Here is a 13565-nt window from a genome sequence, read left to right as displayed (position 1 = left end):
CACGGGGCGGCTCTGGCCGGGCCACAGGCCGCCGGCGATACTGCGCGGATGTCCTGGTACGACACCCAAGCCGCGGCCCTGGTGCCACGCTACGAGGCGGTGCCGCCGGCGGCGCTGCATGGCTGGTGGCGTGACCTCCTGCCCGCCTCGCCCGGTGCCGTGCTCGATATCGGTGCCGGCAGTGGGCGGGACGCCGCCTGGTTCGCCACGCTCGGCCATGCGGTGGTGGCCGCCGAGCCCTCCTCCGCCATGCGGCAGCAGGGCCAGCGCCTGCATCCCGATCCCCGGATCCGCTGGACCGCCGACGCCCTGCCCGAACTGGCCGGGCTGCTGCAGAGCGGGCTCAGCTTTGACGCCGTGCTGCTGAGCGCCGTCTGGCAGCATGTTCCACCCCTGCAGCGGGCCCGCGCCTTCCGCAAGATCTGCACCCTGCTCAAGCCCGGCGGCCTGCTGGTCCTGACCCTGCGGCAGGGTCCTGCGCCGGTGGGCAGTGGCATGCACCCGGTGTCGCTCGGCGAGATCGAGGCGCTGGCCCGTGACCACGGCCTGATGCCGGTGCGGCAGATGGCCCTGCCAGACCAGCAGGGTCGTCCAGAGGTGTCCTGGACGGGCGTGGCGCTGCGCCTGCCGGATGACGGCACCGGCGCCCTGCCCCTGCTGCGCCACGTCATCCTCAACGACGCCAAGAGCACCACCTACAAGCTCGGCCTGCTGCGCGCGCTGCTGCGTGCCGCCGACGGCGCCGCCGGCTTGGCCGAGCCCCGGGGCGAGGCGGAGATGGTGCTGCCGCTTGGCCTGCTGGCGCTGAACTGGCTCCGCCTGTACCGGCCCCTGGTCGCGGCAGGGCTGCCGCAGGCGCCCAACAATGCGGGGCCGGAGGGGCTGGGCTTTGCCGGATCCGGCTTTCGGGCGCTGCTGGCGGGAACTGCCACCGAGGCCGACCTCCGGATCGGCAGCCGCCTCGGCGGTGCGGCGGCGAAGGCGGTGCATGCCGCGCTTGGCGAGGCCGCCAGAACCATCGCCCGGATGCCGGCGCTCTACATGACCTATCCGCAGGGCGGCCCCATCCTGCCGGTGCAGCGCAGCCGCCCAGGGAGCGCGCCAGAGGCCCTGCTGCTGGACGGCGCCTATCTGCGGTCCTTTGGCAGTGTGCGGGTGCCGCTGCACCTCTGGCGCGCCCTGCAGCGCTTTGCAGCCTGGGTGGAGCCCGCCCTGGTGGCGGAGTGGACGCGGCTGATGGGCGATTACGCCCGGCGTATGGCACAGGTCTTCGACACGGGGGCCGCCGCGGCGGCGATGCGCTGGGCGGAGCCGGAGCGCGACGTGGCGCTGTCCCGCCGTCTGGCGCTCGGCCTGCTGGAGAGCGGCGCGCCGCTGCGCTGCGCCTGGACCGGGCGTGCCCTGGTGTCGGCTACCCTCGACATCGATCACCTGTTCCCCTGGTCCGCCTGGCCCTGCGGTGACCTGTGGAACCTGCTGCCGGCGCATCGGGAGGTGAACCAGCGGCTGAAGCGCGACCGGCTGCCCTCGGCGCCCATCCTGGCCGCTGCGGAGGCGCGGATCCTCGGCTGGTGGCAGGCAGCCTATCTCCAGGCCAATGACCGGCTGCTGCCGGTGCGCTTTGGGCATGAGGCGCGAGCGAGCCTGCGGGGGCTGGGCGCGGGCCGCGGAGAGTGCTGCAACCCAGAGCAGGTCTTTGCCGCCGTCGGCCTGCAGCGGCTGCGGCTGCACCAGGATCAGCAGGTGCCGGAGTGGACGATGCCGAGGGATAGCCGGGAGGGCCTGTGATGGATCAAGCTATCACGGCGCGGCGTGCGCTGTGGGACCGCTTCTGCGAAGCGCATCATATCCCAGAGCGCGGCGTGCCGCTCTTTGCCTTGATGCCAGACGGCACCGCTGCGGTCTTCCTGATGCGCACTGTGGCCGCAGCCTAAGGTTCGGCGTCCAGAGCTGCGGTCACGAAGGCAGATGCGACAGTTGAAAATCCGGGATTGTCACCGCTCGCCATTTGCCTCAGCTGACAACCGCAGGCAAAGCGCTGTCGAGAGATGCAGGACATGCCTCACCACTATTCAGTGCAAATCTCGTGTCTACTGATTCAAAGAGGCCGGGAGCCTTTTGGTTCCCGGCCTCTCATCAACTGTCCAGCGCTTCGCGCCGCGGGCCTGACTGAGCGCCCTGAATGGAGCGCAGCATCTCATATTCGGCGAGCGCCAGAGCTGCATCGCGTTGCCTCTTCAGCCGCTGGAAATGCGCATGACCTGCCTCAATGGCGCGCTGCAAGCCAGCCTCATAGGCTTCACCGGCCAAAGCGATGTCCGTACCCAATTCGCAGGCGCGCGACTCCCAATCATAAAATGCTTCCGCCGCCATATCGTTGCCCAGGGCGTCCGCCGAGCTGCGCTTCTCTTCCCGGATCCGGCCCTTGGAAAGGACCAAGCCACTCGCGATGAAGACCGTTGCACCGAGAGCCGAATCTGCCGCGAGATGAAGCGCAAGTAGGATCACTCTGGCAATGCCACCTCCCGTTCCATCCGAGCTTGTTGTGGAAACCAGGCGCGAGGTCGCCGTGCCACTCATACTGCTCGCGTCCGGCTGGAAGAGATAGGCCGTAGCGCCTACCCAGCCGAGGAAGCATAGCAGGCCGAAAACGCCCAGCATAAGGCAAAGGCGCTTCTGCGCCTCTCGGCTGAACGTCATCGCCAGCGCCTTGCTGCCCCAGGCGGCGAAGAAAAGGATACTACCATACATCAGAAGCTCGACGCGGCTCGAACCGGATAGGCTCATCAGCGGGCCTGATTCAAGGTACTGTGTCAGAACGCTGACACTCACACCGATCCCTGCAAAGCCGGCGAGCATGAGAAAGATTGATACGAGGCGTTCCCCAGTACTGGCCTTGAAGCGTTCGTCGGGTTTTGCATTCTCCCAGGTCTCGGTCATGCCCATGTGCCGGAACCGCCGGGTAACCCGCTCCACGCGACGTTTGCTGAGATCGAGAGCGGATCTCCGCATCGGCAAGCGGGCCTGCGCACGGGCGCGGGCTTCGGCGTTGAGTGCGCGGAACGCCTCGCCATAAGCCCTGACGGTGTGCTCCTCGCCATTCTCCTTGCCAACAAAGCCGATGATGGACGCATCGGGCAGCGGGCCGACATCAATCAGCCGATCGGCCGTCACCGGCGTGAAGGTCAGATTCTGGGGCGGGGTGTTGCGATTCATCGGAGACCTCGTCCAGTTGCGGCTGGCGCGCCCTGCGCTTTGCCCTGGAGGACGTCTAGGCGTTCAGCAGAACTCCAGAAATTCCTTCATATTCCCTGATCAGGAAACTTGCAGGCAGGAAGTGGCAGGCCATGCCCTTGAAGGAGAACCCATCTTCCACAGAATCTCATTCCAACGCGTGGTTCTTGCTCCCTGCATATGCAGGACATGCCATGGCAAGGGCGCGATCAGGAATTTACAGGAATAGACACTTTCTCGGGCAGGGGAATAGCAAGAAGCCACAACCTCTGCACATGGAGCGTGTCATGCCGATGCTCACCTCTCGTCCTCATACCCGCTCGTCGCGCTTGATGGCGGGCTTTGCCGCGGCTTGCCTCCTGTTCGCGAGCAACATTCCCACGGCTTCGGCGGCCTCCTCGGTTGTGGTTCTCGCCCAAAACTATCTCGCGGATCAGCGCGAGGCTATCGAGGATATGCTCGCGCAACTGCTCATGCAGCAAAAGCCGGGGGATCAGTTGACAGTGCTCTCGGCGCGCGGAGGTACCCGCATCGCTGCTATCGCCATCCCTGACAAGCCGGCCTATCAGCATGATCGGCACCGCCTGCCTCTTCTGCGGCCAGCTTTCGCTGCGATCCGCGCGGCGATGGAAGCTGCTGTGGCGGCTGGCGCGCCGCGGGATGGCAGTGCGCCGGGGCAGATCGGCCTCCCCAGTCTGATTGAAAATCTCCGATACCATGTCCACAATGGCCAGCTCCGAGTGATGCTGGTCGGCACGCCCATTCACGATGATCGCGTCCGCTCACCGATTTTTTCCATGGCGGCGGCGATCCCGACAGGCAATCATTTCTTTAGGCCCTTATCGCAAACGCCCTTCGGCCTGGCGGGACGCGAGGGCGCCCTGCCGGCCCAGATTCACTGGTGCGATACCGAAACGTCCTACCTGAACCCTCACCACCAGAGCGCTGTTCGCGATTTCTGGAGCGGGTACCTCGCCCATCTGGGCGGGCGCCTGATGACCCTCACCCCGGACCTGCCGATGTGCCTGAGCCGCTTTGCGGCGAGCGTGACAGAGCATGCGTCCGTATCGCCCGCAATTCCGCCGGATGCGCCATTCGGCATGGAGCCGATCCCGATGGTTTTGACGCTGCCCATCAACACCCTGCAAGCGAATCAGACGGCGTTGCTGGCGCAGATGCAACTGCCTGAGCCGCAGGCCAAAGCCCTGGCGGCGCAAATCAGGGTTGGTGCCGTGAATCTCATCGAGATCGACGCCTATGACGCCGACCAGCAAGATGGAGATATAGCTGGCGTCACCACGAGCAGTGGTGCGCTGATGCGGATCCCGCTTCTAAGGCAACCCACTCGCGTCGTCGTTCCGATCGAGGGCAACTCGATTTCGATTGTGGGTTTGGTCGATGGCGGCGGTGGTGGCGTGACCCTCGGCGTGCGCCTGCCCTCGGCCAGCAGCAGCACCGCGGATATCCATACGCCACGGCTGGGCGTCGGTCAGACGGTCCGCATCCCCGTTCGGTTGCAATAGCAGCATGACAGGTCTCGCCGCCCGGTGCGGCGGGACCGTCCTGATCTCTCCTCTCCCTCATCCTCCGGCGTGGTGCGCCAGGAGCAGGAGCCGTGTTGTCATGCCCCGCACCCTCGACCTGGACTGGATCGGTCCTCCTGATGGATTGCAACCCGCCACGCTGATCGCGGCGCTCACCATGCATCTCGAAACGGCCTCCCCGCGTCGGCAGCGCGGCGTGGCCATTCCGGGGCGCCTGCCATCCGCTGAGCCGGCAAGGACCGCAGCGGCGGCGCGCAGCCTGCTGGAAGAGATCCATCGGGACTGGCGGTGGCCAAAGGCGGTCCAGCGTGAGCATGCCGATCTGCTGGTGATGATGGCCGCGGCCCTGGCCGGCGATGCGGAGGCCGCGGTGGAGACCTCGGCCCTGCTTCAGCGCCGGGCCGAGCGCCTCAGCACGGCGGCCGATGGCACCCATTGCACCGCCCTCCGGTTGCGCCTGCGCATGGCCCAGGCTGCGTGGCGCCGTTATGTCCTGTCCACCCAAGCATCGCAGAGCGAGAGGCTGGCTCTGCCGGTGGATCTCCCCTCCCCCGCCATCCCACGTCGCTCCCTGTGCGCGGAGATCCCGCTCACCGGCGATCCGCAGATGGACCAGCGGCTGCGGGCACTGCAGCCGCTGTACCAAGGGGTGCGGCTGCTGCCCGCACCCGATCCAGCCGCACTGGCAGCCCGGATGGAAGCCGAGATGCCACAGGCCGCGCCAGTGATACGCTGGATGCACGACACGCTTGCCCTGCGCCGCTATGCCGGTCAGGCGAGCTTTCACCTGCCGCCCTTGTTACTGCATGGTCCGCCTGGCTGCGGCAAGAGCCACCTCGCCCGCCGGCTGCTGGAACTGGCTGGCATCCCGCATCACCTGCTTTCGGTCGCCGGAAGCTCCGATGTGCGGCTGCTGCTGGGCACCGCGCGGGGCTGGGCCAGTGCTCAGGCCTCCCTGCCAGCCCTCCTGATGGCACGGCAGGACGCTGCCAATCCTGGCCTGGTGATCGATGAGATCGACAAGGCGGTGGAGCACAGTCAACACGGCGCCTGGACCCAGGCGCTGCTCGGCTTTCTGGAGCCTGAGACTGCGCGGGGGACGCTCGACGAGTTCCTGGGCGTCGAGGTGGATACCCGCCACATCACCTGGATCCTGACCGCCAACGACATCAGCCGCATCCCGGCTCCGCTGCGCTCGCGACTGGCCTGTTTTGCGGTGGCTCCGCCGACGGAGGACATGCTGCCGACCACGATCAGGCAATTGCTGGAAGGCATCGCGCGGGATTTGGAAACCACCGTGGCGATGTTGCCGCCGATCGCGCCCGAGCGTCTGGAACTGGCACGGCAGCACTACAAGCAGCATCGCTGCCTGCGACAATTGCGCGCGCTGCTGCAAGCCCTGTTGTCGGAGGGGCTGCGGATGCGGGTTCTGCATTGACCAGCGCCCCACCTGGACGGACTGGCAACGCAGGAATTTTTAGGAATGTTCAGGCCACATACGTGTCTCGCACTTCTCGTGGTGGATCGGCGGAGGCCGGTAGCCAGGGAAGGGAGAGGCAGGCATGACTCGCAGGATGATGGCGTTGGGCGTGGCTGCACTGCTGCTGGGCGTGTCGCCCGCGGCGGCAAGGCCGGACCCGCCGGTGGGCGATCCGCAGCAAACCGCGCCGCAGCAGCCTGCCCCGGTGGTCGGCCATCGCATCACCGGCCATACGCGGCATGGCCTGCACCAGGCGATCGGCCGTGACGATGGCCGTGGTGTGTCGCCGAAAGCCATGCTGGATGCCGCGCGCAACCCGCAGACCACGATCCAGGGCGTCGACGCGCTGGGGCGGCCCTTCCTACGCTACCAGGGCAGGGATGCCGCCGTGGTGACCCGGCCGAACGGACAGATCATCACGACCATTCCACGGAACGAGGCTGGCGTGCGCAACCCCGCCGCTGGAAGGAGACGATAAGCGACGCAGCCAGGAAGAGACCCCGCAGCCTCGTGCGTGCAAGGGGGCCAAGGCGGGCCGCTTGGCCGCAACGCTATGTTGGCGCGGAATAATCCAGAGACGATTTCAGAAGATAGAAAATATCAACTGAAAAGCGAAGCAGCACGCAGAAGGCTGCGCAAGGCTGCCCTATGGCCCTGCTCATCCATGGTTTTGGGAATGACGATAAGCCGATGGCGCATGGGGTGCGGCTGGAGAGGCTGATCAATTCTTTCCCCCTCGTCCTGAACCCACCTGGAATTCTTGGGAATCCGAAAGAGAGCCTGGAAGGATCTAAGGAAAAAGTGGGGAACCGGCAGGTGCCGGAAGCCCGGTGCAGAGGAGCCAGGACGATGCAGAGCGTGATGATGAGGACGGCGTTGGGGTTGGGGCTGGCGGCTTTGCTGAGCGCGCTGCCGGCGGCGGCGCAGTCGATGCCGCAGCGCGGGACGAACTTCCCCTACATGATGCTCAAGCCGCGGGGGATGCCCGGCCCGGCCCGGCCCTACACCCAGGCCCCGCCGATGCCGCCGGCGCAGAGGCAGCCCTTTGTGCTGGGCCAGGGCGGCAGGTTGACGCGCGAGTTCGGCACGGCGTCGCGGCCGGGTTGGCTGGGGTCTGTCTTTGGGCGGGCGACGCGGCGGTAAGGCAGACCCGCCTCCGGCTGATTGTCGGAGGCGGGTCCTTGCGATCACGCACCCAATAGACACAATCGCATTGTCGAGCAGCCGGAGCGGAGCAGGACATGGCGTCGGAAACGGGTGGGCCAGGCAATGACCAGCCAGAAGAGCTGGAAGGGCTGCTGCAGGCCTTTCTGGCAACGCAGACGCTGGAGGAGACGCAGGCCTTTGTCGCGGCACATGCGGCAGCGCTGCTCGATGGGAAAGCGGAGGCAGCGCTGCGGGCGGCCGCGGTGCAGGAGCCGGGGGACAGCCAGCGGCGGGCGATGTTCCTCTGGCATGCCGACCTGTTGCAGGACTGCCATAGAAAAGGCATTCAGGCCGCGTTCCAACCCTTTATCGAAGCGCAACGCAGCAGGCAACTGGTGCGGCTGGCGGAGCGGATGACGCAGGCGCCGGACTGGCGTTGGTTGGCAGGCCTGGCCGAGCAGGCACCGCAGCAACTGCTGGAAGAGGGGCTGCTGGCGGGGCTGCTTGAGGCGATGATTGCCAACCTGCAGGCGCATCGCACGGTGCTGGCGGAGGCGGCGGAGCGGGGATGGGAGGCGGCGCTGGCGCCGCACCTGGCAGAGCTGCCGCCGGCTGAGCCTTCGCGCAAGCAGATCAGCGCCATGGTCCAGCACCTGAATGAACTGGCCGGCGCTGATGACCCCGCGACTGCGGAGAAGCGGATCACACTGGCCAGGACCCTACTGGATTTTCCTGCAATACAGGCTCTTCCGAAGGTTGTGTCGGGCATTAATCTGATCCGGGGAAACGCCCTGCATTCGCTTGGGCAGATGCGGAGCGAGGCGGGACTGCTGGACGACGCCGTCCAGGCCTATCGTAATGCCCTGCTGGAATACACCCGCGAGCGCGCCCCGCTCGACTGGGCTGCGATACAGAGCAACCTCGGCATTGCCCTGCAATTGCTCGGGGAAATGCGCGGCGAGGCTGAACTGCTGATCGACGCCGTCCAGGCCTATCGCAATGCCCTGCTTGAACACACCCGCGAGCGCGCCCTGCGCGACTGGGCCGATGGACAACACAACCTCGGCACTGCCCTGCAATCGCTTGGGGAAATGCGGGGCGAGGCTGAACTGCTGGTCGACGCAGTACAGGCCTATCGCAACGCCCTGCTTGGACGTACCCGTGAGCACGCTCCGCGTGACTGGGCCGCGACCCAGCACAACCTCGGCAACGCTTTGTACTCGCTTGGGGAGATGCAGAACGAGGCGGAAATGCTGGCTGATGCCGTCCAGGCCTATCGCAATGCCCTGCTGGAACACACCCGCGAGCGCGCCCTGCGCGACTGGGTCACGACCCAGAACAACCTCGGTAGTGCTCTTTCCAAGCTTGGAGAGATGCGGGAGGAGGCAGGACTGCTGTACGACGCTGCCCAGGCCTTTCACAACCTTCTACTCGAGTACACCCGCGAGCACGACCCACAAAATTGGGCTAGGATCCAGAACAACCTCGGCAACGCCCTGCGTCCGCTTGGGCAAATGCGGGGCGAGGCTGAACTGCTGGCCGACGCTGTCCAGGCCTATCGCAGTGCCCTGCTGGAATTCACCCGGGAGCGCGCCCCGCGCGACTGGGCCACGACCCAGAACAACCTCGGCAACGCTCTTTTGCAACTCGGGAAGATGCGGGGCGAGGCGGGGCTGCTGGCCGACGCTGTCCAGGCGTATAGCAACGCCCTACTGGAGCGTACCCGCGAGCGCGCCCCGCGCGACTGGGCCGCGACCCAGCACAACCTCGGCAATGCCCTCTCGCAACTCGGGGAGGCGCAGGGCGAGGCGGGACTGCTTGACAACGCCGTTCAGGCCTATCGCGACGCCCTGATCGAATACACCCGCGAGCGCGCACCGCTTGATCACATCAGAACAGCACTCGCACAGGCCAAGGCGCTGCTCACGGCAAGCCGCTGGGCAGAGGCTGCCGACATCCTCTCACCGACCTTGGATCTCGCTCTCGACGCCGTCGATGACGCTGCGACGATGGCTCAGCAACGCCAATTTCTTGGCGCCATCTCGGGGCTTGGCGATCTGCTGGCCTTCGCCTGTCTGCGCCTGGGACGGCACGCTGACGCCTTCGATGCTGCCGGCCGGGGCCGTGCTGTCCTCCTCGCCGCCGCCCAGGCCGCCGATCACCTCGCTGATGACACCACCCAGGCGCAAAGCCTGCGTGCGGCGCGAAATGCCTGGCGTGATGCCTGCCATGCCGCGGACATGGCCGATGCGGCCCTGGCGACAAGCTCGTTCCTGGCTACGGCAGATCTCGCGAAGCTTGCTGCCCGCCGCCACGCTGCCACGGAATCCGTTCGACAGGCCTGGAGCGACTACCAGGCCGCGCGCCAAGCCGCGGGTATCAAGAGGCCGCCTTACTCCTCGCCGGCCGCCCTGGCCGCCACCATTCCTCCGCAGGGCGCGCTCGCCCTGATCACCCTGACACGTTGGCATGCCGCGATCCTGCTCCTGCGCCATCGGGAGGATGCTGCGATGGACCAGGAACCTGCCATCGACGTGCTGGAACTGCCCGGGCTGGACGGCCCCAGTGTGCATGCTCTGCTGTTTGGTCGCAGCGACCGGCAGAGCGACGCGGTGCCCGCCGTCTCCACCACCTGGTTCGCGGGCTATGCTGACTTCGCGCGCGCCATCGAGCAGGCGGGACCAATCGGTGTTTCAGCGGAGGTGGTGGTGCGCTGGGGCAAGGTGATCGAGGATGTGCTCCACGCCCTGTGGCAACGCTTGATGTGCCCGCTCCGCGACCATCTCCGCGCCATCGGCCTTTCCCGGGGCTCGGAGGTGGTGCTCTGCCTGCCGGGCCATCTCGCCGCCATACCGTTGCACACCGCCGGCGAGCCTGTCGCGGACAGCCCGGGCCTGCCCGGCAAGTGGTGCAGTTTCCTCGACGATTATGCGGTCAGCTATGTTCCCAGTCCGCAAGCCCTGCTTGATGCTCGCGTCCGCTCTGCCGAGCCGGCTCGTCAGGGTGCTTCCCTGCTCGCCGTGACCAATCCCACCGCTGACCCGAACATTGCCGTGTCTGCCAATCCGGCCTGGGCCGCCTTCGCGTCCGGCCGCCGCAAGGAACTGCGCCATGGCGCGGCAACCGCTGCTGCCCTGGTGGCTGAGATCGGTCCCGGCGGGGCTGGCTGGAACTTCCTTTCCCTTTATTGCCACGGCGGCTTTGACCCCGCCGATCCCGATGGCTCAGGGCTGGAGGTGGCCAGCCGGACCATGGCCGATGGGCAAATCCTGCCCGAGGTGCTGAGCGTGCGCGCCCTACGCGCCCTCGAACTTCCGGCGGCCCGCCTGGCCTTCCTCAGTGCCTGCGAAAGCGGCCGGATCGGTTTGCAGATGGCCGACGAGCATATCGGCCTGCCAGCGGCCTTGTTGGAGGCTGGCATTCCCAGCGTGTTGGCTTCGCACTGGTTCGTCTCCGCCCGGGCCACGCAGTTGCTAGCCGAAGCGTTCTTCCGGTTGCTGCTGCGTCACGACCTGTCGCCTGCGCAGGCATTGCGGCTGGCCCAGCTTGGCTTGCGTGACGCAGCCAGAGCAGCTCAGCCGGGAGGCCCCGATTCCGTGTTTGCTATGGCTGAAGCCATGATGCGCTTCGGCCAGCCGTTGCCGGACGAGCCGGAAGATCAGACATCAGAAGAAAAAGACGCACCGGCACAGCCGCCGCCTCCCATCGACCAACGCCTGGCCATGCCCTTCTATTGGGCCGCCTTTTCTCTCACCGGCGTTTAGTATGCTGCTCACGGTCGAGCCGCAGGTAGCCGCAGTGCAGAGCGGAATTCTGCGGAATATTCTGCCTGCGATGATCCGCGCAAAAGAACCTCCATACGCCGCTCCCTTCCGGAGCAGCGAACGACCGGAGGATCAGGCCGATGCTCACCCGTTTGCACAGTGCTTTTCTGGCTCTCGCTATCACCGCGGCCTTGTCGATGTCGGAGAATGCGCATGCCGATCCTGCCCACGCGACTGCACTGCCGCCGCAGCCGCAGGCCGCATTGCGCTACGATGCCTTCGAGCAGCCGCGGCTGATCCGCGCGCTGATCGAAAGCGACATGGCGACCCTGATGAACTTTCGCATCGGCCTTTTGCCCGAGCAGCACGGCATCCCGCAGGGGCTTACCCTGTACCTGAAGAGCTTCAGCCAAGAGTTGAGTCAGATCTTTCTGTGTCCCCTGCTGCTGCCGGCGGGCCTGGAGATGCGGATCGAGCGCTTCATGGCGAACCGCGCCATGAATCCCACGGCTGCGGGAGGTACTCTCCTCGATGCCTTAAAAATCCTGGGAGAGAGGATGAACGGCAGCCAGGCCTCGGCGAACCCTTTCGATGTCAGGCCGCTGCTGGCACCGCTGCTCGATGGGCAAACAGCGGTTGGGCAGGTGCAGAGCGAAGGTCAGCGCGATGCGCGCGTCTTCCAGGCCCAGACCGGATGCGAGGGGCCGGAAGCAGAAGCGCTGGCCCAGGGCGCTCGTTCCCTGATGCGCCATCTGCGCGCTGCCTACTGATAACCATTCCATTCAGCCGCCAGTAACGGTGTCTGGCGGCTGCCACTATAAATTGAGGAGATCCAAAATGTCTGATGGTAAGAAGACAACCAAAGGGAAGCGCACCCGACAGGAAATACGAAATGAGATGGGACCGCCTGTCCGTCCTCCACTCGAAGATAAGATTAAGTTCTTGATGAATGAGGCTCTTCCGGAGCTCAATTTAAAATCTAATAAAAATATTGTCGAACGGATGGCGGGACGGCCGGGTGCCATAGACGTTAAGAGGATCTCTCAGCTCCGAACCGGCTACTGGCACTACCTGCCGCAGCATATCGCAGCTGTTCATCAGACATTCGGTTTGCACCATTTTGGCCTAGAAAGCGATGTCTGGGGAAAATGGAGCGAGGACAAGAAGCAGTTTATTGCTGTGTCCGATGAGGTCTTTAAGCAGAAGGTGCTTGAAGCCATCAAACGTGATGGCGATGCACGAGGATGGCTGCGCAAGGACATGGCCAAACAGGCGAAAGCCGAACAGGCTCCGGCTCTGCAACTGATGTTTGAGAGGAAGCTACCACCTCCGTCCATACCATCGCCACAGGATGACCGGTTCCTTCCTTTTGGATATAGAGGAAAAAATGCACCTCCTGTTGAAGCGCGGTTCCACATTGGAGAAATTTGCCGCGTGGTATGCGAAGCACCAAGCGATGGTCATATTGCAATTATTACGTCCGTACCTTCCCACCATCAAGTGACCGGTGCTCTCTATAACCGTTATGCTTGCATCAACCGCCTGATCAGACTGCAGGCGAGCGTGCCACGCTCGAGCTTTCGTTCTCCTCTTATGCCGATTGAACCGCCTGATGGGATGCATGAACTCTTGGCATTTTTTTGGCCTGCCGGGACAAAGCTGCCCCACAATGCAGCGGCTTGGATTTTCGGCCACGATCCAGAGCCACGAGAGTTCGATTACGAGGAACTCCGTGCGATGATGCATATGATCCTCGACGGCCGTGAGTTCATGTCGGCTGCCAAAGAAGCTAATAAGCCTGCCAGCACGTCTCATCTGCCTGAAGTGACGCTGATCGACTATCTCATTTACGACAGCGCCGCACCGTCTGACCCAATCTGAGATAATCATGGCTTATCGCGCACGGCATCGGTTTCCCGCGATTCTGCCGTGATCAGCATGATCTCATCGCCTCTTTGCCTGTCGACCGGGGGGCGCTGACCTTCAGGCTGGAGCGCTGCTCTCCTGCCTTTCCCCTTTGAATCTAGGGGGTTCAATGGGCGAACGGCATTTCGTACCCCCCTCCGCGCTCGGGCGTTGAGAGCCTGCACCCGGCGCTTCCAGGCTTCCCGCCAGCTGGTGCTGGGTGTGGGCGCGCGGCGCTCCTCCCGGCCTGCCTGCACAACCTCTGGCGTCGGCAGGACCGCCTCCAGGAGTTCCAGCACCACTACGCCGTGCTGAGCATCTTAGCGGTGCTCCAGGTAGGCGTAATCGCCGCCATGCCGATCGATCGTAAGCGCGGCCGGAACACCCTTCTTCCCAATCGTGCCGGTGCTGTGGTGCCTCGCCTTCAGGTGGGGAGCTTCGAGCCGACATTATGGTCGACGTTAATGACGACGCGGGTGGCCGCGGATATCG

The 13565-nt window shown here is 65.1% G+C and carries 10 protein-coding genes; 9 read left to right on the top strand and 1 reads right to left on the bottom strand.

Annotated elements, in window-relative coordinates; translation table 11 throughout:
* The first annotated feature begins 48 nt into the window (after window positions 1-48).
* Entirely contained in the window at window positions 49-1788 is a 1740-nt protein-coding gene (locus CR165_RS22435; RefSeq protein WP_109519142.1) for a class I SAM-dependent methyltransferase, read from the top strand.
* Window positions 1788-1934, top strand: coding sequence for a hypothetical protein (locus CR165_RS25245; protein ID WP_181378311.1), 147 nt, complete (start codon window positions 1788-1790; stop codon window positions 1932-1934). Before CR165_RS22435 ends, CR165_RS25245 begins: the two co-directional genes overlap by 1 nt.
* A 202-nt stretch (window positions 1935-2136) precedes the next feature.
* On the opposite strand, the gene CR165_RS22430 is transcribed toward CR165_RS25245, so the two are convergent.
* Window positions 2137-3216, bottom strand: a complete 1080-nt coding sequence (locus CR165_RS22430) for a hypothetical protein (protein ID WP_109519141.1) — start codon at window positions 3214-3216, stop codon at window positions 2137-2139.
* Window positions 3217-3521: 305 nt separating this feature from the next.
* Here CR165_RS22430 and CR165_RS22425 point away from each other — a divergent pair, with 305 nt between their 5' ends.
* The 7 genes from CR165_RS22425 to CR165_RS24705 all read left to right on the top strand — a co-directional run bounded on the left by CR165_RS22425 (window position 3522) and on the right by CR165_RS24705 (window position 13049).
* Complete coding sequence (locus tag CR165_RS22425) at window positions 3522-4757, top strand: hypothetical protein (protein WP_146202008.1); 1236 nt, start codon at window positions 3522-3524, stop codon at window positions 4755-4757.
* Between the two features lie 100 nt (window positions 4758-4857).
* Window positions 4858-6216: an AAA family ATPase gene (locus tag CR165_RS22420; RefSeq protein WP_181378310.1), complete on the top strand. Its 1359-nt coding sequence runs from the start codon at window positions 4858-4860 to the stop codon at window positions 6214-6216.
* Window positions 6217-6340: 124 nt separating this feature from the next.
* A complete protein-coding gene (locus tag CR165_RS22415) occupies window positions 6341-6736 on the top strand; it encodes a hypothetical protein (protein WP_109519138.1) in 396 nt (131 codons plus the stop codon).
* A gap of 170 nt (window positions 6737-6906) precedes the next feature.
* Window positions 6907-7401 carry a hypothetical protein gene (locus CR165_RS24710; protein ID WP_146202007.1) on the top strand — a complete coding sequence of 165 codons (495 nt, stop codon included), beginning with the start codon at window positions 6907-6909 and terminating at the stop codon, window positions 7399-7401.
* A 98-nt stretch (window positions 7402-7499) separates the two neighbouring features.
* Complete coding sequence (locus tag CR165_RS22405) at window positions 7500-11168, top strand: CHAT domain-containing tetratricopeptide repeat protein (RefSeq protein ID WP_109519136.1); 3669 nt, start codon at window positions 7500-7502, stop codon at window positions 11166-11168.
* A gap of 140 nt (window positions 11169-11308) precedes the next feature.
* Window positions 11309-11938, top strand: coding sequence for a hypothetical protein (locus CR165_RS22400; RefSeq protein WP_109519135.1), 630 nt, complete (start codon window positions 11309-11311; stop codon window positions 11936-11938).
* A 67-nt stretch (window positions 11939-12005) separates the two neighbouring features.
* Window positions 12006-13049 (top strand): hypothetical protein, encoded by a 1044-nt coding sequence (locus CR165_RS24705; RefSeq protein ID WP_146202006.1) that lies wholly within the window; start codon window positions 12006-12008, stop codon window positions 13047-13049.
* The last annotated feature ends 516 nt before the right edge of the window (window positions 13050-13565 follow it).

Source organism: Teichococcus aestuarii, assembly GCF_003116135.1.
Taxonomy (GTDB): domain Bacteria; phylum Pseudomonadota; class Alphaproteobacteria; order Acetobacterales; family Acetobacteraceae; genus Pseudoroseomonas; species Pseudoroseomonas aestuarii.
Note: the sequence above shows the minus strand (reverse complement) of the source record. Positions and strands in the feature narration are given on the sequence as shown.

Coding starts and splice junctions, on each gene's coding strand:
- CR165_RS22435 (WP_109519142.1), top strand. CDS start 49: ATGTCCTGGTACGACACCCAAGCCGCGGCCCTGGTGCCACGCTACGAG.
- CR165_RS25245 (WP_181378311.1), top strand. CDS start 1,788: ATGGATCAAGCTATCACGGCGCGGCGTGCGCTGTGGGACCGCTTCTGC.
- CR165_RS22430 (WP_109519141.1), bottom strand. CDS start 3,216: ATGAATCGCAACACCCCGCCCCAGAATCTGACCTTCACGCCGGTGACG.
- CR165_RS22425 (WP_146202008.1), top strand. CDS start 3,522: ATGCCGATGCTCACCTCTCGTCCTCATACCCGCTCGTCGCGCTTGATG.
- CR165_RS22420 (WP_181378310.1), top strand. CDS start 4,858: ATGCCCCGCACCCTCGACCTGGACTGGATCGGTCCTCCTGATGGATTG.
- CR165_RS22415 (WP_109519138.1), top strand. CDS start 6,341: ATGACTCGCAGGATGATGGCGTTGGGCGTGGCTGCACTGCTGCTGGGC.
- CR165_RS24710 (WP_146202007.1), top strand. CDS start 6,907: ATGGCCCTGCTCATCCATGGTTTTGGGAATGACGATAAGCCGATGGCG.
- CR165_RS22405 (WP_109519136.1), top strand. CDS start 7,500: ATGGCGTCGGAAACGGGTGGGCCAGGCAATGACCAGCCAGAAGAGCTG.
- CR165_RS22400 (WP_109519135.1), top strand. CDS start 11,309: ATGCTCACCCGTTTGCACAGTGCTTTTCTGGCTCTCGCTATCACCGCG.
- CR165_RS24705 (WP_146202006.1), top strand. CDS start 12,006: ATGTCTGATGGTAAGAAGACAACCAAAGGGAAGCGCACCCGACAGGAA.